This is a genomic window from Citrobacter sp. Ct235, from assembly GCF_030332305.1.
Taxonomy (GTDB): Bacteria; Pseudomonadota; Gammaproteobacteria; order Enterobacterales; family Enterobacteriaceae; genus Citrobacter_A; species Citrobacter_A telavivensis.
The window spans coordinates 359,787-384,997 of the sequence record NZ_JAOWIC010000047.1 but is presented as its reverse complement, the minus strand read 5'-3'; the positions used below and the strand labels follow the sequence as shown (position 1 = coordinate 384,997).

The window sequence follows — 25,211 nt, the reverse complement described above, 5'->3', positions numbered from 1 at the left end:
GGCATTTTCTTAATTTTACTTCTGGTGTCCACGCGACAGGGGAAACAATGTTGACTTTTATCGAACTCCTTATTGGAGTTGTGGTTATTGTGGGTGTAGCGCGCTACATCATTAAAGGGTATTCGGCTACCGGCGTGCTCTTTGTTGGCGGTCTGGCGCTGCTGATTATCAGCGCCCTGATGGGCCATAAAGTGCTGCCCTCCAGCGAAACGTCTACGGGCTATTCCGCAACGGATATCGTTGAGTACGTCAAAATCCTGCTGATGAGCCGTGGTGGCGATCTCGGTATGATGATCATGATGCTCTGCGGTTTTGCCGCCTACATGACCCACATCGGCGCGAACGATATGGTCGTGAAACTGGCTTCTAAGCCGTTGCAGTACATCAATTCACCTTATCTGCTAATGATTGCCGCCTATTTTGTCGCCTGTCTGATGTCCCTGGCTGTCTCTTCCGCCACCGGGCTCGGCGTGTTGTTGATGGCAACGCTTTTCCCGATCATGGTTAACGTGGGAATTAGCCGGGGGGCCGCTGCGGCCATCTGTGCCTCGCCTGCGGCGATTATCCTTTCCCCCACCTCCGGTGATGTGGTGCTGGCTGCAAAAGCGGCCGAAATGCCGCTGATCGATTTTGCCTTTAAAACCACGCTGCCGATTTCCATTGCGGCGATTATCGGGATGGCGATTGCGCACTATTTCTGGCAGCGCTATCTGGATAAAAAAGAGAATGCTGCCCATGAAATGCTCGACGTGAATGAAATCACCACCACGGCACCGGCGTTCTACGCCATTCTGCCGTTTACGCCGATTATCGGGGTGCTGATTTTTGACGGCAAGTGGGGGCCACAACTGCACATCATTACGATTCTGGTGCTCTGCATGCTTATCGCTGCGGTACTGGAATTCGTCCGGGGTTTCAACACTCAGAAAGTGTATTCAGGACTCGAAGTGGCGTATCGCGGCATGGCCGACGCTTTTGCAAACGTGGTAATGCTGTTAGTCGCGGCAGGCGTGTTCGCGCAGGGTCTGAGCACGATTGGCTTCATCCAGAGTCTGATCTCCATCGCCACCTCGTTTGGATCGGCGAGCATCATCCTGATGCTGGTACTGGTGATTCTGACTATGCTGGCAGCAATGACTACCGGCTCCGGTAACGCGCCGTTCTATGCCTTCGTTGAAATGATTCCTAAGCTGGCGCAATCATCGGGCATCAACCCGGCGTACCTGTCGATTCCAATGCTGCAGGCGTCCAACCTGGGCCGTACGATCTCCCCGGTCTCCGGCGTGGTCGTGGCGGTGGCGGGGATGGCAAAAATCTCGCCGTTCGAAGTGGTAAAACGCACATCCGTACCGGTCATGGTCGGGCTGTTGATCGTTATCATCGCGACTGAAGTGATGGTTCCAGGTTCATCTTCCGCGGTGACGGGAGGCTGATTCAGGGCCAATGCCGGATGGTGGCGCTGTGCGTCTCATCCGGCCATACCGTCATTAACCGTGGTAAATACGCTGCGGTCTCCCCACTTTACCATGCACAATTTCCGCAATAATCAGATGCCGACTGGCGCAGTATTCGAGATACCGTCTGGCGGTCGTACGGCTGATGGTCAGCGCCTGCGCGACGGTTTCAGCAGTGTGCTGTACCTGCGGGTCAGCAAACAGCTTTTTAACCGCATTGAGCGTTAAGGCATCAATACCGGTGGGTAATTCATCTTTCGGCTCACCTCGCGCGTAGGCATTAAACATCTCATCAATTTGTCGCTGGCTGGCACTGTCGTTTTCTGCCAGCATCCGTCTACGCTGTTGATAACGGGTGAGCGTCTGTCCCAGGCGCTCATAAGCGATAGGTTTGATCAGATAATCAAACGCCCCGCTGCGCACGGCGTCCGCCACCGTTTCCATATCGCTGGCTGCGGTGGTAAAGACCACCCCGCCGGGATAATGCGACTCCGTCAACTCATGCAGCAGCGAGATCCCCTTCCCGTCCGGAAGGTAGTTATCCAGCAAAATGAGACCCGGTTTGAACCGTTCAATCATCATTCTTGCCTGCGCCAGATTACCGGCTAACCAGATCTGATGAAAACCAGGAATATGGCGGATGTACTCGGCATGCATCTCAGCAAGCAACATTTCATCTTCAACGATTAATAGGGTTAATGGTTCCGTCATTGTTCTTTTTCACTTTCGGAATAAAAAGAGAGAATAAGGTGCCGCAGGGATTATTATCTTCCAGAGTAATCATTCCGCCACAGCGCCCCACATAACTTGCAATCAGATACAGTCCGATGCCGTGCTCACCTGGCTCATCGGAACGGGTGCTCACACCTTGTTCGAATATTTTTTCGCGCAATGCTTCAGGGACACCGCATCCCTGGTCGGCAACTTCGATCACCACATCATCGCCTTCATCGCTCAGGTACAGTTCCACAACCTTATTCCCTTGCTCGGTACGCAAGCTGGCTTCAAACGCGTTATCAAGAAGATTCCCGACAATCGCCGCAAACTCGGTACTGTCCAGCCCTTCCGGCAGTTGCTGAAGCTGGCTTCCGGGAACGATCGTCATTTTGAGACCCAGTTCGCGCGCGCGCTGAACCTTACCAAACAGCAGACCCGCCACCTGGCGATCGGCAAACGCCTCGCGCAGGCTGTCGATCAGCTGCTGCTGCGCCTGCGACTCCCCCTGTACCATCTCCCTGACCCGATCGTATTCTTTCATTTGCAGCAGGCCATTGAGCGTTGACATCCAGTTCAGATGTTCATGTCGTAACGTTCTGAGGCTCTCTACATATTGCCTAATCTGTGTCAGTTGCGCGTTCAGGGTGGCGATTTCGTCTTTGCTGCGGAAACTGATGATCGCCCCCAGCAGTTCATTGCCTGAGCGGATCGCCTCGCGGTTGGCGATAACGCTCAGGCCATTGAAGTTCACCATTGCGTCCACACGCCTTTCAGCAATCTGCTCGGTAAAGAAATCCGACGGGCTCACCACTTCATGAATCGGTTTACCCAACCATTGTCGACCCGGCGAACGCAGACCGAGCATCTTTCTCGCACTGCGGTTAATAGCCGTAATATAGCCGTCCGGATCGACGGCTATCAGCCCTTCATATACTGAGCTGAACAGCGCTTCCTGCTGACGAACCACCCGGGCAATTTGCTTCGGTTCCATCCCCATCATCTGGCGACGGATGTGGGCGGCAAAAAACCAGGAGAGTAGCATCAGAACCACCAACAGCAGAACAAACACGCCAGCCATCGGCAGAATGAAGTCCAGCCGCCAGCTGTCAATTTTGCTGATCAGATAGCCAATGGAGACCACGCCGATGATGTTACCGCCATCATCAAAGATGGGCGTTTTTGCCCGCATCGCCAGCCCAATCGACCCCGTCCCGGTAATGAAATAACTCTCCCCTCTCTCCAGCGCGCCCGGTTTAGTGAATTGCATCGGGTAACCGATTTTCTCCGGATTAGGGTGATAAAGTCGAATAGAGTGACTATCGCCAATCACCACATAATCAAAATCGGTATCGCTCTGCAGTTTACCGGCAATGGTTGCCAGCCGTTGGTAATCGCGTGCCTTCACTGCCGCAATGACGCTGTCGTTGGCGGCAATAATCTTCGCCTGGTTCATCGCCATATCGCGGACATGTGTACTCAAATAATCCTCAAAACTGGCGGAAAAATACTGTGCCAGTGCGGCAATAATGAACACTGAGAAAACGAGAATAAGCAGAAAAATGCGTAACGGAAATGCCAGTCGGCGAAAAAAAGAAAACGGCTTTTTATTTTTTTGAACCAACATGACTGTTCCTTAATGGGCATTATTCGGTATAGTTAGCCAGCAAATGTAATAAAAATGTTCTATCCAAACACAGAAATAATAAAGACGATCGTTACAGATTCACCACATTAAATCAATTAAGTCATTTAACTCCACGTCACAATCTGCAATAAGAATAATTAAAAAACTTAAAACCATTAAACTCATAAAAACCATCTAAGCCTTTGTGAAATAAATCAAAATTTATCTCCAAAATACTCCTTACGATGTATGCGTTCGGGAAAAAAAGAAATAGACCTTTGCAAAATCGTCTTTTTCCCGGAATGAAAACAAAACGTTATCAAATAGTATTCTCATACAACATACGCACAATACTGGCAACAACAATATATCTTCAGGACTCATCCACTATGTTTGGTAATAATGTGTTCACGCGCGTCAAACGCTCAGAAAATATAAAAATGGCGGCGATCACGCAATTCCTGAAAGAAAATGATCTGAGCGTCGATACCACCGTTGAGGTTTTTATTACCGTTACCCGCGACGAAAAACTCATCGCCTGCGGCGGTATTGCCGGAAATATCATTAAGTGCGTTGCCATTAGCGAATCGGTACGCGGTGAAGGTTTAGCGCTCACGCTGGCGACAGAACTGATCAATCTCGCTTACGAAAGACACTGCACGCATCTCTTCATTTATACCAAAACAGAGTACGAAACGTTGTTCAGGCAGTGCGGATTTTCCACCCTCACCAGCGTTCCCGGCATCATGGTGCTGATGGAAAACAGCACCACGCGTCTGAAACGCTACGCGGAGTCGTTGAGCAAACTGCGTCATGACGGAAAGAAAATCGGCTGTATCGTAATGAATGCCAACCCGTTCACCAATGGTCACCGCTATTTGATCCAGCAGGCAGCGGCGCAGTGTGACTGGCTTCATCTGTTTCTGGTGAAAGAAGATACCTCGCGTTTCCCGTATGAGGACCGACTCGATCTGGTGCTTAAAGGCACGTCGGATATTGCGCATCTCACCGTCCATCGCGGTTCGGAATACATCATTTCGCGTGCCACATTCCCGTGCTACTTCATCAAAGAACAGAGCGTCATCAACCATTGCTACACCGAAATTGATTTAAAAATTTTCCGTCAGTATCTGGCACCCGCTCTGGGGATCACCCATCGCTTCGTCGGTACGGAACCGTTTTGCGGCGTAACCGCCCAGTATAACCACGATATGCGTTTCTGGCTGGAAACGCCGACCCTCCCCGCCCCGCCCATTGAACTGGTGGAAATAGAGCGACTGTGTTTCCAGGAGACGCCGATCTCCGCCTCTCTGGTGCGCAAACTGCTCGTGAAAAAAGATCTCACGGCTATCGCGTCGCTGGTGCCTTCAGCCACTTTGCAGTACCTGCAAAGCATGCCTGAACGCGCGCCCGCTCCCGCGACAGTCCGCCAAAAGACCCCCGCATTAGTAACAGGTGAAAAATGAAAATAAATCAGGCTGCCGTCGCAGGCACACTTGAGTCCGGTGATGTGATGATACGCATCGCCCCTCTCGATACGCAGGATATTGATCTGCAGATCAACAGCAGCGTTGAGAAACAGTTTGGCGAGGCCATTCGCGCCACCATTCTGGATGTTCTGGCGCAGTATGACGTGCGCGGCGTGCAATTGAATGTCGATGATAAAGGCGCACTGGACTGCATTTTACGTGCACGACTGGAAGCATTACTGGCACGCGCCAGCGGCATCCCGGCCCTGCCCTGGGAGGATCGCCAATGATTTCCGCTTCTTTACAACAGCGCAAAACGCGCACGCGCCGCAGCATGCTGTTTGTTCCCGGCGCCAATGCCGCAATGGTCAGCAACTCTTTCATCTATCCGGCAGATGCCCTGATGTTTGACCTGGAAGACTCCGTCGCACTGCGTGAAAAAGACACCGCGCGTCGCCTGGTCTACCACGCGCTGCAGCATCCGCTCTACCACGACGTCGAAACCATTGTGCGCGTTAATGCGCTGGATTCCGAATGGGGGATCAACGATCTGGAAGCAGTCGTTCGCGGCGGTGCTGACGTGGTTCGGCTGCCGAAAACCGATACCGCTCAGGATGTTATCGATATCGAAAGCGAAATTCTGCGTATTGAAAAAGCCTGCGGTCGCGAACCGGGCAGCACGGGTCTGCTGGCCGCCATCGAATCGCCCTTAGGTATCACCCGCGCCGTAGAAATTGCCCACGCCTCCGAGCGTCTGATCGGGATCGCCCTGGGAGCGGAAGACTACGTACGCAACCTGCGTACAGAACGTTCACCAGAGGGCACTGAATTACTGTTTGCCCGCTGCTCGATTTTGCAGGCCGCACGCTCCGCCGGGATTCAGGCGTTCGATACCGTCTATTCCGATGCCAACAACGAAGCGGGCTTTCTGCATGAAGCCGCCCACATCAAACAGTTGGGCTTTGACGGCAAATCGCTGATCAACCCACGCCAGATTGAACTGCTTCACAACCTGTATGCCCCGACGCAAAAAGAAGTGACGCATGCGCGTCTGGTCGTGGAAGCCGCAGAAGCCGCCGCCCGCGAAGGCCTCGGGGTGGTCTCCCTGAACGGCAAGATGGTCGACAGCCCGGTGATCGAGCGCGCACGTCTGGTGCTCTCCCGCGCAGAACTTTCCGGCATCCGCGAAGAATAAGGCAAAAACAATGACCCAGAAAAACGAACAGTTTCAACGACAGGAACGGGTAGCAGCCTGGAGTCGCCAGGCCGAAAGTGACCTTTCCACCTATACGAGCACCGCGAAACAAACTCTGCAGGCACAAAAACCGCGTGACCAAAAACTGTGCGCGAGTCTTGAAGAGGCGATCCGCCGTTCCGGTTTACAGGATGGCATGACCATCTCCTTCCACCACGCGTTTCGCGGCGGCGACCTGACCCTCAACCTGGTGATGGCAACCATTGCCAGCATGGGATTTAAAAACCTGACGCTGGCCTCCAGTTCCCTGAGTGACTGCCACGCACCGCTGGTCGACCATATTCGTCACGGCGTCGTCAGCCGCATTTATACTTCCGGTCTGCGCGGACCGCTGGCAGAAGAGATCTCTCGCGGCCTGCTGGCAGAGCCCGTCCAGGTTCACTCCCACGGCGGGCGCGTGCATTTGGTACAAAGCGGCGAACTCAGCATTGACGTGGCCTTCCTCGGCGTCCCGTCCTGCGATCCTTTCGGTAACGCCAACGGCTATACCGGTAAAGCGTGCTGCGGCTCACTCGGCTATGCCCGCGTTGACGCGGAAAGCGCCAACCAGGTGGTGCTGCTGACGGAGCAACTGCTGCCTTATCCACACAACCCGGCCAGCATCACCCAGGATCAGGTTGATCTGATAGTGCAAATAGACCAGGTCGGTGATGCCGATAAAATCGGGGCCGACGCCACCCGAATGACCACTAACCCGCGTGAACTGCTGATTGCCCGCAGCGCGGCAGAGGTCATCGCCCATTCCGGCTATTTCAAAGAAGGCTTTTCACTGCAAACCGGTACCGGCGGTGCCTCGCTGGCGGTCACTCGCTTCCTGGAAGACAAAATGCGCAGCCGCGATATCCGCGCAGATTTCGCCCTGGGCGGCATCACCGCCACTATCGTCGACCTGCATGAAAAAGGTTTGATTCGCAAACTGCTGGACGTACAGAGCTTTGACCGCAGCGCCGCTGAATCTCTGGCGCGCAACCCGAATCACATCGAAATCAGTGCAAATCAGTATGCCAACTGGGGTTCAAAAGGGGCCTCCGTTGACCGTCTGGACGTGGTCGTGCTGAGTGCACTTGAAGTCGACACCCAGTTTAACGTCAACGTGCTGACCGGTTCTGACGGCGTCATTCGCGGCGCGTCCGGCGGTCACTGCGATACCGCCGTCGCCGCTGCGCTGTCAATCATCGTCGCACCGCTGGTACGTGGCCGTATTCCAACGCTGGTAGATAACGTGCTGACCTGCGTCACACCGGGTTCCAGCGTCGATATTCTGGTTACCGATCATGGTATTGCGGTTAACCCGGCGCGTCCGGAACTGGCAGAACGCCTGAAAGACGCGGGGATGAAGGTCGTCTCAATTGAGTGGTTACGCGAACGTGCACAGCAACTCACTGGCGAACCTCGTCCAATCGAATTCACCGACCGCGTGATTGCCGTAGTGCGCTATCGCGATGGTTCAGTGATCGACGTTGTTCATCAGGTGAAGGAATAAGCCATGCACCTGCTCCCTGAACAGGCCACCCGCCACGCAGTTTCAATTCCCGAGCTACTCGTCAGTCGGGATGAGCGACAGGCACGGCAACACGTCTGGCTGGCGCGCCATCCTATTCCACTGGTCTCCTTTACCGTGGTAGCGCCTGGCCCGATTAAAGACAGCGAGCTCACCCGTCGCCTCTTTAATCATGGCGTGACCGCCCTGCGTACGCTGGCGGCGCAGGCGGACTGGCACATCAGGGAGCAGGCTGCACTGGCCTCAGCCAGCGGGCCGGAAGGCATGCTCTCGATTGAGGCACCGGCCCGTGACATCAAGCTCGCAACCATTGAGCTCGAACAGACTCATCCTCTGGGACGTTTGTGGGACATCGATGTGCTCACTCCCGGAGGCGAAATTCTCTCCCGCCGCCATTTCGCGCTTCCCCCTCGCCGCTGTCTGCTGTGCGAACAGAACGCGGCGGAATGCGCGCGTGGGAAAACCCATACGCTCTCCTTTCTGATCAACCACATGGAGGCGCTGCTGCATGCTGCCGATTCCCGATATGCCCGTTGAAACCACCGCCCTTCCCCACACGCTGGTTGACGCGTACGGCCATCTGGCGTGGCGCGCAATGCTGACGGAAGTCAACCTGACGCCAAAACCCGGGCTGGTCGATCGTCTGAACTGTGGCGCGCATAAAGACATGTCGTTGACGGATTTTCACCGCAGCGCGCTGGCCATTCAGGCCTGGTTGCCGCGTTTTATTGAATACGGTGCCTGCTGCGCGCAAATGCCAGCCGACGCCGTATTAAACGGCTTACGCCCGTTAGGTATGGCCTGTGAAGCCGACATGTTTCGGGCCACTGCGGGTGTGAACACCCATAAGGGCAGCATTTTTTCTCTCGGCCTGCTGTGTACCGCCATTGGCCGTCTACATCAGCAACTGCAACCCGTTACCCCGGAAACGATCTGTACCACCGCCGCCAGCTTTTGTCGCGGTCTGACCGAGCGCGAACTGCGCAATAACAATCAACAAATCACGGCAGGTCAGCGACTTTATCAGCAACTGGGATTAACCGGCGCACGTGGCGAAGCCGAAGCGGGATATCCATTGGTTATCCGCCATGCGCTTCCACACTATCGCGCCCTGTTAGCTGAGGGGCGCGATCCCGAACTGGCACTGCTCGACACCTTACTTCTGCTGATTGCGCGCAACGGCGACACCAACGTTGCCTCGCGTGGCGGTGCGGCAGGACTGCGCTGGATACAGCAGCAGGCAAACGCATTGTTACAACAAGGGGGCATCCGAACCCCCGCCGATCTCACTCATCTGCATCAGTTCGACAGCCACTGCATTGAACGCAATCTCAGTCCTGGCGGCAGTGCCGACCTGCTGATCGTAACGTGGTTTTTGGCCCAGATTTCTCAAATTAAACATTTACACAATTATTGAAAAGATCCTTTCCGGAGAATCACTTATGTCTTTATCGAAAGATACTATATGGAAGTTGTTTGCCCCCTTGATAATCATGGGCGTCATGTTTCTTATCCCCGTCCCGGACGGCATGCCCCCTCAGGCATGGCACTACTTCGCCGTTTTCGTGGCGATGATCGTCGGTATGATTCTGGAGCCCATTCCGGCTACCGCAATCAGCTTCATCGCGGTCACCATCTGCGTGATTGGCAGCAACTACCTGTTGTTTGATGCCAAAGAGCTGGCGGATCCGGCATTTGACGCCGGTAAACAAGCGCTGAAATGGGGTCTGGCAGGTTTCTCCAGTACCACCGTCTGGCTGGTGTTCGGCGCGTTCATCTTCGCTCTCGGCTATGAAGTCACCGGTCTCGGCCGTCGCATCGCGCTGTTTCTGGTGAAATTCATGGGTAAACGTACCCTGACGCTGGGCTATGCGATTGTCATCATCGACATTCTGCTGGCGCCGTTTACGCCATCCAACACCGCGCGTACCGGTGGCACCGTGTTCCCGGTAATCAAAAACCTGCCGCCGCTGTTTAAATCGTTCCCGAACGATCCGTCCGCACGTCGTATCGGCGGTTACCTGATGTGGATGATGGTCATCAGTACCAGCCTGAGTTCTTCGATGTTCGTCACGGGTGCGGCGCCAAACGTGCTGGGTCTGGAGTTTGTCAACAAAATCGCCGGTGTGCAGATAAGCTGGCTGCAGTGGTTCCTCAGCTTCCTGCCGGTCGGTATCATTTTGCTGATCGTTGCGCCGTGGCTCTCTTATGTTCTCTACAAACCTGAAGTCACACACAGTGCGGAAGTCGCCGCCTGGGCGGGTGATGAACTTAAAACCATGGGCACTCTGACGCGCAAAGAGTGGACGCTGGTCGGTCTGGTTCTGCTGAGCTTAGGCTTGTGGGTCTTCGGCGGCGAGGTGATCGACGCCACCGCCGTCGGTTTGCTCGCCGTTTCTCTGATGCTGGCACTACACGTGGTGCCGTGGAAAGACATTACCAAATACAACAGCGCCTGGAACACGCTGGTGAACCTTGCCACCCTTGTGGTGATGGCAAGCGGTTTAACCCGTTCCGGGTTCATCGACTGGTTCGCGGGTACCATGAGCACCCATCTGGAAGGTTTCTCGCCTAACGCGACGGTGATTGTGCTGGTGCTGGTGTTCTACTTTGCCCACTACCTGTTTGCCAGCCTGTCGGCGCACACGGCGACAATGCTGCCGGTTATTCTGGCGGTCGGTAAAGGTATCCCGGGCGTGCCGATGGAACATTTGAGTATCCTGCTGGTGCTGTCCATCGGGATTATGGGTTGTCTGACGCCATACGCAACGGGTCCTGGGGTGATCATCTACGGCTGCGGCTATGTGAAATCCAAAGACTACTGGCGTCTTGGCGCCATCTTCGGGGTTATCTACATTGCGATGCTGCTGCTGGTTGGCTGGCCGATTCTGGCGATGTGGAGCTAGTCCTGACGTAAAACGCTGAATGGATCAAGGCCCGCGGGGTAAACACACCTCGCGGGCTTTTTTTATGGTTAAATAGATACTATTCAGATTTTATATAAGTTCAGAACCATCATGAAACCGACCTGGCAAAAATGGGGGTGGCTCGCCGCCTCACTCCTCCCTCTTTCTTCGGCAACCGCCAACGAATTACAGCCCACGCAGTACGGCGATTTCGACCGTTACGTGCTGGCACTCTCCTGGCAGACGGGATTTTGCCAGAGTCAGCATGAGCGCGACCGCCGCGAGCCTGATGAATGTCGCCTGCAAAAAGAGACCGCTAACAAAGTCGATTTCCTGACCGTTCACGGTTTGTGGCCAGGATTGCCGAAATCCATCGCGTCGCGCGGGGTCGATGAACGCCGGTGGATGCGCTTTGGCTGCGCCACGCGTCCCATCCCTAATCAGCCAGAAGCGCGCGCCAGCCGTAAATGCGCGGCACCCGAAACGGGCCTGTCGCTGGAAACGGCCGCCAAACTCAGTGACGTGATGCCGGGTGCAGGCGGACGTACTTGCCTTGAGCGCTACGAATACGCAAAACACGGTGCCTGTTTTGGCTTCGACCCGGATGCGTACTTCGGCACGATGGTGCGGTTGAACAAAGAGATCAAGGCCAGCGAGTTAGGGGTATTTCTCGGTGAAAATTACGGCAAGAGCGTGAGTCGCCGCGCCTTCGATGCGGCGGTGGCCAGGCGCTGGGGAAAAGAGGCCGTCAGCGCAGTGAAACTGAGCTGCCACGGTAATCCGGCTTACCTGACGGAGATCCAGTTCTCACTGAAGGCCACGACCATCAACGCGCCGCTCTCCGCTGACTCGTTCGCCCCGCAACCCCATCCGGGGAACTGTGGTAAACAGTTTATCATCGACAAAGTGGGTTACTGATTCACTGTCCCGGCGCGAAATCCGCGCCGGCGACAACGTCAACGTTTCGCGCGAGCATCCGGACGCACCAGGTCAAAGCGGTGCGACTCGCTGATCGCATAGTAGGCCGTCGGGCCACCGGCGCGCAGCACGGGCTGCGCTTTTGCGGTCTGGTAAACGCCTTCTTCCAGCAGCGTTTCAGCGATGTGAATCCCCACCACTTCGCCCAGAATCAGCCAGGTTTCGATGGCTTCCCCTTGCGCGGTCGTGAGCTGAATACTCTGCGACAGGCGACATTCAAAATTCACCGGACTTTGTGCAACGCGTGGCGCTTTCACCAGACGACTTTCCGCCTTCGTCAGCCCGGCGGCAAAAAATTCATCTTCGCCATGTGGCAGACTGGCGGAGGTTTCATTCATCGCGCTGGCTAACTCTCGCGTGGTCAGGTTCCAGACAAACTCGCCGGTTTCCATGATGTTACGTACGCTGTCTTTCCAGCCGGTGCTGGCAAAACCGATAATGGGCGGATGATAATTGAAACAGTTGAAGAAGCTGTAGGGTGCCAGGTTATCCCGACCAGCGGTATCCTGAGAGGCGATCCAGCCAATAGGCCGTGGACCAACAATGGCATTAAGCGGGTCGTGTGGCAGGCCGTGTCCCTGCGAGGGTTGATAGAAATACATAGTATTCTCTGATGAATGTGACGTCGGCGAAGCACGAATTGCGCTCCGCTCATCCCCCTAATAGAAGAGGATCAGCGTAGAGTAATCCGTTAAAGATTACGACTGAATAAAGTTAAGCAGATCCTGATTTATCTGCTGTTTATGGGTGGTGCAAATGCCATGGGAACCGCCCGCATAGACCTTCAGTTGCGCGTCAGGCAGTATTTCCGCCGCGACTTTGCCACAGGTCTCAAATGGGACAATTTGATCGTCATCACCATGAATAACCAGTGTTGGGATAGTCATTTTGCGCAAGTCTTCACGCAGGTCCGTTTCCGAGAACGCCTTGATGCAGTCGTACAGCGCTTTTATTGAGCCCTGTAATCCCTGCTCCACAAAGCTTTCCCGCACCGCTTTCGACTCTTTCGCGCCCGGACGGTTATAGCCATAGAATGCAGCGGTCAGCTCATAGAAAAAGGCGGCACGGTCATTGACAACCCCTTCACGAATGCCGTCGAAAACCGCTTCCGGCACACCGTTTGGGTTGAACTCGGTTTTCACCATAATGGGCGTCACCGCGCCAATCAATACCGCTTTTGCCACCCGCTGCGTCCCGTGTCGCCCGATATAACGCGCCACTTCGCCACCGCCGGTTGAGTGACCAACGTGCACCGCATTTTGCAGATTCAGGTGTGCGGTCAGTTCAGCCAGATCGTCCGCATACTGGTCCATATTGTGCCCCTCCCACGGCTGGGCTGAGCGACCATGTCCGCGCCTGTCGTGGGCTATCACCCGAAATCCTTTCGAGCCAAGAAAAAGCATCTGATCTTCAAAGGCATCAGCCGTTAACGGCCAGCCGTGGCTGAAGACAATCGGCTGGCCACTGCGGTTACCCCAGTCTTTAAAATACAGATAACTGCCATCTTTGAGAGTAATTTTGTCGTACTGGCTCATGAGATCTCCTGTAATAGAACACTGAGAGAGTGACGCGCCGCGGCGCGTGCTTAAAAAGCATAATGCAAATTTGAGAACGATCACGTTTATCGAATAAAATTCATACTAGTGATGCTTTTTTAGCTATTTACCCGAATGTGAACTAAATCACTTCAAACCCGGGGTAAGTCTCAGTATCATCTGGAGAGTTAAACCCTTGCCGCCAGACGGTGAGGGTTTTCTTTTGGGAATATTACCTGCGGCAAAACGCAGTACTGACGACATGGAGTAAAAATGTCCAGACCAACTATCATCATTAACGACCTTGATGCAGAACGCATCGATCGCTTACTGGAACAACCCGCGTATGCAGATTTACCCATTGCCGACGCGTTGAATGACGAGCTGGATCGTGCCCAAATGTGTTCGCCGGAAGCCATGCCGCATGACGTCGTGACCATGAACAGCCGCGTTAAATTCCGCAATCTCAGCGATGGCGAAATTCGCGTGCGTACGTTGGTGTATCCTGCGGCGATGACCGACAGCAATACGCAACTTTCAGTGATGGCCCCCGTCGGTGCTGCGCTGTTAGGCGTGCGTGTGGGCGACACCATTCACTGGGAACTTCCGGGCGGCGCATCCACCCACCTCGAAGTGCTGGAGCTGGAATACCAACCCGAAGCAGCAGGCGACTTCCTGCGTTAATCCCATCTGCATAAGCGACTTTCCGCTTTACCCAGAGGATGCGTTCGCATCCTCTTTCCGCCACTTTGCGTAAAATCACCCATTCTTCCTGGTTCGCCTTTCGCCTGACTCATCCACACTGAATCGGTTTCATTGACAGGTGCGGTCATGAACGAAACATTCAGCATATTACTGGGATTCCTCATCATGGCGGCGATCATCGTCGGGGCCGTGCTTTACCTGGAGAATCACTGGTAGCGAATGCACAAGGAATCGCCGCACAATGCGAAAAATCCCCTGCAGAAAGCAGACAGAATTATTATTATATGCTTGAATGATTTGAGTATTAATTAACAGGGAGAAACGGGTATGTATAAGACAATCATTATGCCGGTTGATGTTTTTGAAATGGAACTCAGCGATAAGGCGATTCGCCACGCTGAATTTCTGGCGCAGCAGGATGGCGTCATTCATCTTCTGCATGTGCTACCAGGTTCTGCCAGCCTGAGCCTGCATCGCTTCGCCGCCGACGTTCGTCGTTTTGAAGAACATTTACAGCATGAAGCCGAAACCCGACTGCAAACGATGGTCGGTCACTTCAGTATCGATCCTGCCCGCATCAAGCAGCATGTCCGCTTTGGCAGCGTCCGCGACGTGGTCAATGAGCTCGGCGAAGAGCTGAATGCAGACGTGGTGGTCATTGGCTCACGTAATCCGTCAATCACCACACACCTGCTGGGTTCTAACGCCTCAAGCGTGGTACGTCATGCGACACTGCCGGTACTGGTTGTGCGCTAACAGATGCTGATTAAACGGTAAAAAAGAGGCGCCTTATCGGCACCTCTTACATTTTGCAGGTGTAGTCTTACTTTCTTTTTTATACCGTTTTCGTACGAATCAGGTAATCAAAGGCGCTCAGAGACGCTTTCGCTCCTTCGCCGGTCGCGATGATAATCTGTTTGTACGGCACGGTGGTACAGTCGCCCGCGGCGAATACGCCCTTCACGCTGGTTTCGCATTTCGCGTCGATGATGATTTCACCCATCCGGTTGCGTTCAATCGCCCCTTCCAGCCAGGTGGTGTTTGGCAACAGACCAATCTGAACAAAGATGCCCGCCAGCTCCACGTTGTGAACATCGCCACTCACGCGGTCGCGGTATTCCAGACCGACCACTTTCGTGCCATCGCCTTTCACTTCCGTCGTCTGGGCGTTCAGGATGATGTCGACGTTTTTCAGGCTGCGGACTTTATCCTGCAAAACCTGGTCGGCCTTCATTTCTGGGGCAAATTCCAGCAGGGTTACGTGTTCCACGATCCCGGCGAGATCAATCGCCGCTTCCACGCCGGAGTTACCGCCGCCGATCACTGCCACGCGCTTACCTTTAAACAGCGGGCCGTCGCAATGCGGGCAATAGGTTACGCCTTTGGTACGATACTGGTCTTCACCCGGTACGTTCATGTTGCGCCATTTCGCACCGGTGGCGATGATAATGCTGCGCGCTTTCAGTACCGCCCCGGACGCCGTTTCAATCTGATGTAAACCGCCTTCGCTGGCCGCTGGCACCAGTTTACTGGCGCTCTGGCTGTCTATCACATCGACGTCATAATCATCGACGTGGGCCTTGAGTGCGCCGGCCAGTTTCTGCCCTTCTGTTTTCGGTACAGAAATGTAGTTTTCGATATCCACGGTATCGAGCACCTGACCGCCGAAGCGCTCGCCCATCAGGCCGGTACGAATGCCTTTACGCGCGGAGTAGACCGCCGCTGCCGCGCCCGCAGGGCCGGAACCGACGATCAGAACATCATAGGCATCACGCTGACTCAGTTCTTCGGCGGCGCGTTTTTCAGCACCAGTATCCACTTTCGCCACGATTTCCGTCAGCGTCATGCGACCCTGACCAAACTCTTTACCGTTAACGTACACGGCCGGAACGCCCATCACATTACGCTCGGTGATCTCGTTCTGGAACGTGCCGCCATCAATTGCCGTATGCTTAATGCGCGGGTTCAGCACCGCCATCAGGTTCAGCGCCTGCACCACGTCCGGGCAGTTATGGCAGGAAAGTGAGTAATAGGTTTCAAACTCAAAATCACCGTCAATATCGCGGATCTGCTCAAGCAGAGACTGCGCTTCTTTTGACGGGTGTCCACCGGTCCACAGCAGTGCCAGAACCAGTGAGGTAAATTCGTGGCCCAACGGGGAACCCGCAAAGCGCGGCCCCTGATTTGAACCCGGATTGGTAATCAGGAAAGAGGGCTTACGTACGGCTAAGCTGTTGTCTTCTTTAAAGGTGACTTTCTCTGACAGTTCGGCGATTTCAGCCAGCAGTTCCTTGATTTCTGCCGATTTAGCGCTGTCATCCAGCGTAGCAATCAGCTCAACAGGTTTGGTCAGTTTCTCAAGATAGGCCTTGAGCTGGGTTTTCATATTTGTGTCGAGCATTCTTCTTCCCTCTCTGAAAACATCATCATGCAAGCTGCCTTAATCGGGCTGCGTGAATGCAACTTGCATCATGGGGTTTGGAATAAAACGGGTGCGTAATGCACCCGTTTGTTGCCGGGTGGCACTTCGTTTACCCGGCCTACGATGTTGTAGGCCCGATGTGTAGGCCGGATAAGCGCAGCGCCATCCGGCTTCGAAGCGCCTTAAAGGCTTAGATTTTACCAACCAGGTCTAAAGACGGTGCTAAAGTCGCGTCGCCTTCTTTCCACTTAGCCGGGCACACTTCGCCTGGGTGAGAAGCGACATACTGAGCGGCTTTGATTTTACGCAGCAGGTCAGAAGCATCACGGCCGATACCTTCAGCGGTAACTTCGATCGCCTGGATGATACCCTGCGGGTCAACAACGAACGTTGCGCGGTCTGCCAGACCTTCATCTTCACGCATGTTGTCGAAGTTACGGGTCAGGGCGCCAGTCGGGTCACCGATCATCGCGTATTTGATTTTGGCGATGGTGTCAGAGCTGCTGTGCCATGCTTTGTGGGTAAAGTGGGTGTCGGTAGAGACAGAGTAAACGTCTACGCCCAGTTTCTGCAGCTCTTCGTAATGGTCTGCAACGTCGCCCAGTTCGGTCGGGCATACGAAAGTAAAGTCAGCCGGATAGAAGAAGAAGACGCTCCAGCGGCCTTCAGTATCTTTCTCGGTCACTTCAATGAATTCACCGTTTTTGAACGCCTGGTTTTTAAAAGGTTTAATTTTTGTATTAATCAAAGACATCTGTACTTCCTCCGTGTTTTCGTTGAGGGATACGTTACCGAAGATTGACCGACAGGGCTAATGCGTTTCCTTTATCAAATCAATAAGCGTTAACTAACAAACCTCTCAATTCAACGTTGTGAACGTGCGATGACGCAAAGTAAAAAGGGCCGCCTTTGCAGGCAGCCCCGTTACCTGAACTACCCGTGGGTAACTTCAGCGCCAGTGAAACTGGCTATGTGTTGCGCTCTACATTACCTTAACAAAGGCTGTAACAGCGAGAAGGATTACACCACCCCACTCCTGAAAGGGCAATGTTCCTGGCTGAGGTCTTACCTATGGCTGTGATAGGTTTTCTCACCTCACTCGCAATCGCTCTGATTTATAAGGATAAAAGATGTTAAAACGTACGTTTTTGCTCTCCCTCTTCCCCCTCTTTGCCTGGGCCGAAGACCTGCCTGCGCCGGTCAAAGCGATAGAAAAACAAGGCATTACTATTATCAAGTCGTTCGATGCGCCCGGCGGGATGAAAGGTTATCTCGGGAAATACCAGGATATGGGCGTCACTATCTACCTGACGCCTGATGGCAAACAGGCCATTTCAGGCTACATGTACAATGAAAAAGGGGAAAACCTGAGCAATCAGTTGATAGAGAAAGAGATCTATGCGCCCGCCGGGCGAGAAATGTGGCAGCGCATGGAAAAAGCCAACTGGTTACTGGATGGCAAGAAAGACGCCCCGGTGGTGCTCTATGTTTTTGCTGACCCATTCTGCCCGTACTGTAAACAGTTCTGGCAACAGGCGCGTCCGTGGGTGGAGTCGGGTAAAGTACAATTACGTACGCTACTCGTCGGCGTCATCAAGCCAGAGAGTCCTGCCACTGCCGCGGCCATTCTGGCGTCGAACGATCCGGCGAAAACCTGGCATGATTACGAAGCCTCTGGTGGAAAAATGACGCTCAATGTGCCCAAAGCGATTTCGCCGGATCACATGAAAACCCTCAATATGAACCAGAAAATCATGGATGATTTAGGCGCGAACGTCACACCCGCGATTTATTATATGAGTAAAGATAACGTCCTTCAGCAGGTCGTTGGTTTACCCGAAAAAGCGCAGCTGGATGCCATGATGGCGCAACCATAATTAATATGGGTAATTATATTCAATAAAATATAATTACCCTGAATAATTTTAACCGCAAAATTTAACTCTTCTCGTAACGTAAACACGGCATAAAGAAATTTTCTTTTGTATAAACCCCTTTTGTTAACCACGTCGACTCACATAGCGGACTTTTGATATCAATTACAATATATTCATAATTAATATATTAATTATGAATTAATTAACTTATTGAATTTATTTAACCATTGCGCGCATACAAAAAAGACTTATATTATAGAGGGATATCTATTCCAGACGTACGACTTTAACGTTTAAGGATAAGCGATGCATGTCTGTTTATAAAATATCATTAAACCAAAATGTTCTGGAAGCCGCTGAAGAACGCATCATCTGGACTCTCGAAAATCTTCCCCGCGTGTGTGTTTCCTTTTCCGGTGGCAAAGATTCCGGACTGATGTTGCATCTGACGGCAAATCTTGCACGTAAGCGACACAAAAAAATCAGCGTATTGTTCATTGACTGGGAAGCGCAATTTTCCTGTACCATTAGTTATATTAGCGCCTTGCGCGAAATGTATGCCGATGTCATCGACCATTTCTATTGGGTTGCCCTTCCGCTTACCACCCAAAACTCACTGTCTCAGTTTCAACCTGAATGGCAGTGCTGGGAACCCGATACCCAGTGGGTTCGCCAGCCGCCGCCAGACGCTATCACCGATCCGGGCTATTTTTCCTTTTATCAACCCGGCATGACCTTCGAACACTTCGTGCGTGAATTTGCCGACTGGTTTTCGAATAAACGCCCGGCGGCCATGATGATAGGCATCCGGGCGGATGAGTCTTACAACCGTTTTGTGGCGATCGCCAGTTTACGCAAACAGCGTTTTGCCGATGACAAACCCTGGACGACCGCCGCACCTGGTGGACATACCTGGTACATCTATCCGCTGTATGACTGGAAAACGGCCGATATCTGGACCTGGTTTGCTCGCACGAATCTGCCCTGTAATCCGCTCTACAATCTGATGTATCAGGCCGGTGTCCCGGCCCGTTACATGCGCATTTGTGAACCATTTGGTCCCGAACAGCGTCAGGGATTATGGCTCTATCACGTTGTTGAACCCGAAAGGTGGGCGGCAATGTGCGCACGTGTCAGTGGCGTCAGAAGCGGTGGGATCTACGCAGGGCAGGATAATCACTTCTATGGCCATCGAAAAATACTCAAGCCCGACCATTTGAGCTGGCAGGATTACGCCATGATGTTACTGCTCAGCATGCCGGATAACACCGCTGAGCATTACCGTAACAAGATCGCCGTCTATTTACAGTGGTACAAGAAAAACGGCCTCGGAGAGATCCCGCAAACGCAGCCTGGCGATATTGGTTCGAAAGATATCCCCTCCTGGCGACGCATCTGCAAAGTGCTACTGAACAATGATTACTGGTGCCGGGCACTCTCTTTCAGTCCAACCAAACCGAAAAGTTACCAGCGTTATAGCGAACGCATGAAAGCGAGACGCAAGGAGTGGGGAATTTTATGCAACAACGATTGACACAGGATCTCATTGGCTTTCTCTCTGGCCTGTCTGAAGAAGAAAAAATCAAGGCTATCAATGATTTCAGAATGGCGATTCACAGCGTCAGTCCGTTTCGTGACGAACCGGTTGATTGTGTGCTGTGGATAAAAAACGAGCACATTTCACCTAACGATTACAACCCCAATAACGTTGCTCCGCCGGAGAAAAAGCTACTGCTGAAATCCATCGAAACGGATGGATTTACCCAGCCTATTGTTGTCACCCAGTCCAGCCCGGAAGAGTACGAGATAGTCGATGGCTTTCATCGCCATGAACTGGGGAAAGGCAAAGCTTCGCTCAGGTCCCGTCTCAAAGGCTATTTACCCATTACCTGTCTGGAGGGAAGTCGTCACGACCGCATGGCAGCGACCATTCGCCACAACCGCGCCCGTGGACGGCATCAGATCCACGCGATGTCTGAAATCGTGCGTGAACTGGCGTTGCAGGGATGGGAAGACGAAAAAATCGGTAAAGAACTGGGGATGGACGAGGATGAAGTCTTGCGCCTGAAACAGATCAACGGTCTTCAGGAACTGTTTGCCAGTCGGCGGTTTTCAAAAGCCTGGACGGTAAAATAATCGGCTTGTGCCGGATGACGCGCTTATCCGGCCCGAATTTTCTCACACTTAACAGCAGCGCGCCCCACCTTTTCCGCCATAGCGAGCATCCTGCCGCTCGCGGAAAAACTCCTCGTAGGTCATTGGCGTCTGATCCGGATGGGTCATCCGCATATGCTCAACGTAGTTGTCATAGTCAGGCACACCGATCATCAGTTTCGCGGCCTGGCCCAGATATTTCCCGGCTTTCGAAAGCGTATCAAACATCATTACCACCTGTCAGAAAACCCCTCTCCCGGCAGGAAGAGGGGGAATGATTACACGTTAATGCGCGCCTTTGGCCTGCGCAACGATCTCTTCCACATTTTCCGGCATCGGCTCATACGGCGTCTCTTTCGCCGTTGGCTTGTCCTCTTTAAGTGCGGCAAGCGCCGTCTTAATGGAGAATAGCGCCAACACCACGACCACCACCATGAAGAAGATAGTCAGGCCCGCATCCAGACGGTTGTTAAACACCAGTTGCGCCAGCTGCGATTCGGTGTACTGCGGCGGGATATTACCGCTGTCGATCATCGCCTGGAACTTATTGGCAATCGCCAGGAAGCCCACTTTTGTATCCGGGCTGAACGATTTCTGCCAGCCCGCCGTCAGAGTACAAATCAGCAGCCATGCGGTCGGCACCAGTGCCACCCACGCATAACGCTGACGTTTCATCTTGAACAGGACAACCGCACAGAGCATCAGTGCCATACCCGCCAGCATCTGGTTGGCGATACCAAACAGCGGCCACAGGGTATTAATGCCGCCTAATGGATCCACCACGCCCTGATGCAGGAAGTAACCCCACGCCAGCACGCACAATGCGGTCGCCAGCAGGTTGGCAGGCAATGAGTCCGTACGTTTAAGGCCAGGAGATACCACGCCCAGCAGGTCCTGAAGCATAAAGCGCGCCGCACGCGTCCCCGCATCGACCGCCGTCAGAATAAACAGCGCTTCGAACAGAATGGCGAAGTGATACCAGAAGGCGACATCCATCATGCCGCCCAACGCGCCGTGCAGGATATAGGCCATCCCCACCGCCAGCGTTGGCGCACCACCCGCACGAGAGATAATCGACTGCTCACCCACTTCGTTGGCAATCTGATGCAGCGTATCCGGCGTAATGGCAAAGCCCCAACTGCTAACCACCTGAGCGGCAGAAGCCACCACGTCAGTGGTGCCGGCAGGAGCCAGCACGGCCATTGGGCTGTTCATGGCAAAATAGACGCCCGGATCGATGATACAGGCAGACACCAGCGCCATAATGGCGACGAACGATTCCATCAACATCCCGCCGTAGCCGATAAAGCAGGCCTGGCCTTCGTTCGCCAGCATCTTCGGCGTAGTCCCGGAGGAGATCAGCGCGTGGAAACCCGAAACGGCGCCACAAGCGATGGTGATAAACAGGAACGGGAACAGGTTACCCGTCCACACCGGTCCGGTACCATCGACAAATTTAGTCAGCGCAGGCATCGTCAGCGTCGGGCGCATGATCAAAATACCCACCGCCAGACCGACAATCGTACCGATTTTCAGGAACGTAGAGAGGTAGTCGCGCGGAGCCAGCAGCAGCCACACCGGCAGTACCGCCGCCACGAAACCATAGCCCACCAGCATCCAGGTTAACTGGACGCCGGTGAAGTCAAAGTACGGTGCCCAGGTTGGACTTTCCGCGACCCAGCCGCCGGAAATAATGGCAAAAACGAGGAACACCAGACCGATAACCGACACTTCGCCGATACGCCCCGGACGCAGGTAGCGCAGATAGATCCCCATAAAGATCGCCAACGGGATGGTGAACGCGACGGTGTAGGTTCCCCACGGACTGTGGGTCAGCGCTTTCACCACGATCATCGCCAGCACCGCGAGGATAATCACCATGATCATGAAACAGGCCACCAGCGCAATTACCCCTGCGGTTGGCCCCATCTCTTCTTTGACCAGTTCACCCAGCGAGCGGCCATCGCGACGGGTTGAAACAAAGAGCACCATAAAATCCTGAACCGCCCCGGCTAAGACCACGCCGGCCAGCAGCCAGATCATGCCCGGCAGATAACCCATTTGTGCCGCCAGTACCGGTCCGACTAACGGACCCGCGCCGGCAATCGCCGCAAAATGGTGACCGAACAACACTTTCTTGTCGGTGGGCACATAGTCAAGCCCGTCGTTATGGCGTACCGCAGGCGTCATACGCGTCGGGTCAACCGCCAGCACATTTTTGGCAATGTACAGACCGTAGAAACGATAGGCGATGAGATAAACACAGACCGACGCCACGACTATCCACAGCGCGTTGATCTGTTCCCCACGGTTTAGCGCAATATAGCCCAGAGCAAATGCACCCATTACCGAGAGCACTGTCCAGATGAGGTATTTCCCTGATTTATTCATGGTTGTTATCCGTTTGCGTGTTCCAGAGAATAGAGATGTTACATTTTGTTTCTATAACATCTTTTCTGGCTTTAACAACCTGACAACCCGATAAACCTGAAGTATCACCGACTATTTACATTGCATTGTTAACTGGATCACTTCATTCACCAGCTAACGCTGCAATCTCATGACATTACGCGCGCTCAGCCCAGTACCATCGTTCCCAGTCGGCAGGTACAGCACCGCCGACCTTGTTCATCAAACACCGCGATTTCCCAGCTTTGGCTTTGCCGCCCCAGATGCAGCGGCTGACAGACTCCGCGCACCTTGCCTTGCGAAACCGCCCGGTGATGAGTGGCATTCAGTTCTGTCCCGACGACGCACTGCCCGTCGCGAGTCATCAGATAACCTGCCATTGAGCCTAACGTTTCGGCCAACGCCGCCGAAGCCCCGCCGTGCAGTAAACCAAACGGCTGATGCGTGCGGGTATCCACCGGCATTTCCGCCTCCAGCACGTCATCACCGAGTCGGGTGTAGACAATGCCCAGATGCGCCACCATCGTGTTCTGGCTGGTGGCGTTCAGTTCGTCGAGCGTTAAGTGACGTTTCCAGATCATCGTTACGCTCCCAACGTGGAGCCACCGTCCACTACGATATCCTGCAACGTAATGTGGCTGGCCAGATCGGAAGCGAGGAACAGAATAGTGTTGGCGATTTCCTGAGGCCGGGCAATCTTGCCCAGCGGAATACCGAGCTTGAACTGCTCACCAAAGCCGCGAATACGCTGCTGTTCCGCGTCATCACTGACCCACAGCGTGCGCTGCATGTCGGTATCCGTGGAGCCGGGTGACACCAGATTACAGCGTACCCCGCTGCCCGCCAGCTCCAGCCCGACGGTCAGCGCCAGACTTTTCAGTGCTGCCTTCGACGCGCCATAGGCGCTCATGCCGATGCGTGGCGTATGGGCGGCATCAGAAGCCACAGTCACTATCGCCCCGCCCTGCTGACGGCGAAATTGCGCCATTGTCTGCTGGAACAGATTAAAGGCGCCGCCGACGTTAACCGCAAACGTCTGCTGCCAGTCATGCGGGCTCAGCGCGTCAGTTGCGCCCATACGTAAAATCCCGGCAGCGTTTACCAGCACATCCAGCCGTTCGGTGTGCGCCAGCACGCGCTGGCATACCTCAGCCACCTGTCCGGCGTCTGCCACATCCATCACTTCAGTGGTAAACGGATAATCCTGCAAAGCGAACTCACGATCGAAGCCCGTGACCTGCGCCCCGGCCTCGACAAACGCCAGCGCCGTTGCGTAACCAATGCCTTTACCTGCGCCAGTGACCCACACCGTTTTGCCGCGAAAATCGAATCCGGCCATTAACGCACCTCACGGGAAAGCAGTGCCCACCAGGCATCAATGGTCGGATTTTTCGCCAGCATCACAAAGTCGATATCGCCATGCACTTTACGCCAGCGCGCCGCCAGCGCCATCATCCGCACGGAGTCCAGACCGTAGTCGATCAGGTTCTCATCATCCATCGGTTCATCAGACTCATCGAGCAGCGGTAAAATCTGCGCCCGCAGTTCATCTTTGCTGGCCGGTACCGGCGAGGGCAGTAGCTCCTGAGTCATCACGACGCGACCTGAACGTCCTGCAACATACTTCAGCGACATGAGGTGCTCCTCACGGCTGAAATCAGCCAGCGCATCCGCCACCATAAACGGCTTGATATCGCGCATAAAGGCGTCCGTCGCCGTGGTCATGCAGCCGATGTGCGCATACACCCCGGTGATAATCAACTGGTTGCGTCCGGTCTCTTTCAGCATCAGTTCAAGCGGGGAACGGTGAAAGGCGCTGTAGCGCCATTTCACCAGCACGTTATCGGCTTCATCGGGTGCCAGCGCGGCGACCACTTTTTGCTGCTCCGGCGAGCGCGTGAGTCCCGGTCCCCACATGTCGTTAAGCAGGGCGCGATCTTCGTCGCTTTGATCCTTCGGCTGCGCGGTGTAATAAACCGGAATGTTGTGCGCTTTACAGTAACTGCGCAGGGCGGCGATATTGGCGATCACCTGCGCCATCATCGGACAGTTTTCACCCCAAAAGCTGACGAAGTAGTCCTGCATATCGTGGATCAGCAGCGCCGCACGCTCCGGGTCAAACGCCCAGTTGACTTTATTAACCGGAACATCAAGCGCGGTTGGCAGCGCGTAAGCCTGCAGTTTAGGAATTGCCATTGCGTGTTC

Annotated in this window: 26 protein-coding genes; 15 read left to right on the top strand and 11 right to left on the bottom strand. The window is 54.0% G+C overall.

The features are described 5' to 3' along the window. The first annotated feature begins 47 nt into the window (after positions 1–47). On the top strand, positions 48–1,433 hold the full coding sequence (dcuC, locus tag OGY35_RS14825) for an anaerobic C4-dicarboxylate transporter DcuC (RefSeq protein ID WP_152405509.1): 1,386 nt from the start codon (positions 48–50) through the stop codon (positions 1,431–1,433). A gap of 54 nt (positions 1,434–1,487) precedes the next feature. Here dcuC and dpiA read toward each other — a convergent pair whose 3' ends face one another. Beyond that, entirely contained in the window at positions 1,488–2,165 is a 678-nt protein-coding gene (gene dpiA, locus OGY35_RS14820) for a two-component response regulator DpiA (RefSeq protein WP_286632670.1), read from the bottom strand. Then, the gene (gene dpiB, locus OGY35_RS14815; RefSeq protein WP_286632669.1) at positions 2,134–3,795 is read right to left on the bottom strand and encodes a sensor histidine kinase DpiB; all 1,662 of its coding nucleotides are present in this window, start codon (positions 3,793–3,795) and stop codon (positions 2,134–2,136) included. Before dpiB ends, dpiA begins: the two co-directional genes overlap by 32 nt. A gap of 389 nt (positions 3,796–4,184) precedes the next feature. On the opposite strand from dpiB, the gene citC reads away from it, so the two are divergent. The 8 genes from citC to rna all read left to right on the top strand — a co-directional run bounded on the left by citC (position 4,185) and on the right by rna (position 11,844). Then, on the top strand, positions 4,185–5,261 hold the full coding sequence (gene citC, locus OGY35_RS14810; protein ID WP_178823942.1) for a [citrate (pro-3S)-lyase] ligase: 1,077 nt from the start codon (positions 4,185–4,187) through the stop codon (positions 5,259–5,261). Then, on the top strand, positions 5,258–5,554 hold the full coding sequence (gene citD, locus OGY35_RS14805; RefSeq protein WP_152405512.1) for a citrate lyase acyl carrier protein: 297 nt from the start codon (positions 5,258–5,260) through the stop codon (positions 5,552–5,554). The genes citC and citD overlap by 4 nt, the downstream gene beginning before the upstream one ends. Then, complete coding sequence (citE, locus tag OGY35_RS14800; RefSeq protein WP_046477264.1) at positions 5,551–6,459, top strand: citrate (pro-3S)-lyase subunit beta; 909 nt, start codon at positions 5,551–5,553, stop codon at positions 6,457–6,459. Before citD ends, citE begins: the two co-directional genes overlap by 4 nt. Positions 6,460–6,469: 10 nt before the next feature. After that, positions 6,470–8,002, top strand: a complete 1,533-nt coding sequence (gene citF, locus OGY35_RS14795; protein ID WP_286632668.1) for a citrate lyase subunit alpha — start codon at positions 6,470–6,472, stop codon at positions 8,000–8,002. A gap of 3 nt (positions 8,003–8,005) precedes the next feature. Beyond that, on the top strand, positions 8,006–8,557 hold the full coding sequence (gene citX / locus OGY35_RS14790) for a citrate lyase holo-[acyl-carrier protein] synthase (protein ID WP_286632667.1): 552 nt from the start codon (positions 8,006–8,008) through the stop codon (positions 8,555–8,557). Then, positions 8,529–9,437, top strand: coding sequence for a triphosphoribosyl-dephospho-CoA synthase CitG (gene citG / locus OGY35_RS14785; protein WP_286632666.1), 909 nt, complete (start codon positions 8,529–8,531; stop codon positions 9,435–9,437). The genes citX and citG overlap by 29 nt, the downstream gene beginning before the upstream one ends. Positions 9,438–9,462: 25 nt before the next feature. After that, on the top strand, positions 9,463–10,926 hold the full coding sequence (gene citT, locus OGY35_RS14780) for a citrate/succinate antiporter CitT (protein ID WP_152405516.1): 1,464 nt from the start codon (positions 9,463–9,465) through the stop codon (positions 10,924–10,926). A 111-nt stretch (positions 10,927–11,037) separates the two neighbouring features. Next, complete coding sequence (rna, locus tag OGY35_RS14775) at positions 11,038–11,844, top strand: ribonuclease I (protein WP_152405517.1); 807 nt, start codon at positions 11,038–11,040, stop codon at positions 11,842–11,844. Between the two features lie 38 nt (positions 11,845–11,882). Here the strand turns inward: rna and OGY35_RS14770 are convergent, their stop codons facing one another. Then, a complete protein-coding gene (locus OGY35_RS14770) occupies positions 11,883–12,506 on the bottom strand; it encodes a flavin reductase family protein (RefSeq protein WP_286632665.1) in 624 nt (207 codons plus the stop codon). A 96-nt stretch (positions 12,507–12,602) separates the two neighbouring features. Next, positions 12,603–13,439, bottom strand: a complete 837-nt coding sequence (locus OGY35_RS14765; RefSeq protein ID WP_152405519.1) for an alpha/beta fold hydrolase — start codon at positions 13,437–13,439, stop codon at positions 12,603–12,605. Positions 13,440–13,712: 273 nt separating this feature from the next. On the opposite strand from OGY35_RS14765, the gene rnk reads away from it, so the two are divergent. From rnk to uspG, 3 genes are all read left to right on the top strand, one after another. Next, a complete protein-coding gene (rnk, locus tag OGY35_RS14760; RefSeq protein WP_152405520.1) occupies positions 13,713–14,123 on the top strand; it encodes a nucleoside diphosphate kinase regulator in 411 nt (136 codons plus the stop codon). A 147-nt stretch (positions 14,124–14,270) separates the two neighbouring features. After that, complete coding sequence (gene yldA / locus OGY35_RS14755; RefSeq protein ID WP_284554214.1) at positions 14,271–14,360, top strand: small membrane protein YldA; 90 nt, start codon at positions 14,271–14,273, stop codon at positions 14,358–14,360. Positions 14,361–14,471: 111 nt separating this feature from the next. Beyond that, positions 14,472–14,900, top strand: coding sequence for a universal stress protein UspG (gene uspG, locus OGY35_RS14750; protein WP_046477250.1), 429 nt, complete (start codon positions 14,472–14,474; stop codon positions 14,898–14,900). Between the two features lie 79 nt (positions 14,901–14,979). On the opposite strand, the gene ahpF is transcribed toward uspG, so the two are convergent. After that, positions 14,980–16,545, bottom strand: coding sequence for an alkyl hydroperoxide reductase subunit F (ahpF, locus tag OGY35_RS14745; RefSeq protein WP_286632664.1), 1,566 nt, complete (start codon positions 16,543–16,545; stop codon positions 14,980–14,982). Positions 16,546–16,756: 211 nt separating this feature from the next. Continuing rightward, the gene (ahpC, locus tag OGY35_RS14740; RefSeq protein ID WP_152405526.1) at positions 16,757–17,320 is read right to left on the bottom strand and encodes an alkyl hydroperoxide reductase subunit C; all 564 of its coding nucleotides are present in this window, start codon (positions 17,318–17,320) and stop codon (positions 16,757–16,759) included. Positions 17,321–17,696: 376 nt separating this feature from the next. Here ahpC and dsbG point away from each other — a divergent pair, with 376 nt between their 5' ends. The 3 genes from dsbG to OGY35_RS14725 all read left to right on the top strand — a co-directional run bounded on the left by dsbG (position 17,697) and on the right by OGY35_RS14725 (position 20,579). Further along, on the top strand, positions 17,697–18,443 hold the full coding sequence (gene dsbG / locus OGY35_RS14735; RefSeq protein ID WP_152405527.1) for a thiol:disulfide interchange protein DsbG: 747 nt from the start codon (positions 17,697–17,699) through the stop codon (positions 18,441–18,443). 310 nt (positions 18,444–18,753) lie between these two features. Beyond that, the gene (locus tag OGY35_RS14730; RefSeq protein ID WP_286632663.1) at positions 18,754–19,977 is read left to right on the top strand and encodes a phosphoadenosine phosphosulfate reductase; all 1,224 of its coding nucleotides are present in this window, start codon (positions 18,754–18,756) and stop codon (positions 19,975–19,977) included. Beyond that, positions 19,962–20,579: an IbrB-like domain-containing protein gene (locus tag OGY35_RS14725; RefSeq protein WP_286632662.1), complete on the top strand. Its 618-nt coding sequence runs from the start codon at positions 19,962–19,964 to the stop codon at positions 20,577–20,579. Before OGY35_RS14730 ends, OGY35_RS14725 begins: the two co-directional genes overlap by 16 nt. 48 nt (positions 20,580–20,627) lie before the next feature. Here the strand turns inward: OGY35_RS14725 and OGY35_RS14720 are convergent, their stop codons facing one another. The 5 genes from OGY35_RS14720 to OGY35_RS14700 all read right to left on the bottom strand — a co-directional run bounded on the left by OGY35_RS14720 (position 20,628) and on the right by OGY35_RS14700 (position 25,202). Continuing rightward, positions 20,628–20,825, bottom strand: coding sequence for a YbdD/YjiX family protein (locus OGY35_RS14720; protein WP_042320768.1), 198 nt, complete (start codon positions 20,823–20,825; stop codon positions 20,628–20,630). A 57-nt stretch (positions 20,826–20,882) separates the two neighbouring features. Next, positions 20,883–22,988 (bottom strand): pyruvate/proton symporter CstA, encoded by a 2,106-nt coding sequence (gene cstA / locus OGY35_RS14715; RefSeq protein ID WP_125368887.1) that lies wholly within the window; start codon positions 22,986–22,988, stop codon positions 20,883–20,885. A gap of 185 nt (positions 22,989–23,173) precedes the next feature. Then, entirely contained in the window at positions 23,174–23,587 is a 414-nt protein-coding gene (gene entH, locus OGY35_RS14710) for a proofreading thioesterase EntH (RefSeq protein ID WP_152405530.1), read from the bottom strand. Positions 23,588–23,589: 2 nt separating this feature from the next. Next, on the bottom strand, positions 23,590–24,345 hold the full coding sequence (gene entA / locus OGY35_RS14705; protein ID WP_152405531.1) for a 2,3-dihydro-2,3-dihydroxybenzoate dehydrogenase EntA: 756 nt from the start codon (positions 24,343–24,345) through the stop codon (positions 23,590–23,592). Further along, positions 24,345–25,202, bottom strand: a complete 858-nt coding sequence (locus OGY35_RS14700) for an isochorismatase (RefSeq protein ID WP_286632660.1) — start codon at positions 25,200–25,202, stop codon at positions 24,345–24,347. Before OGY35_RS14700 ends, entA begins: the two co-directional genes overlap by 1 nt. Between the last annotated feature and the right edge of the window lie 9 nt (positions 25,203–25,211).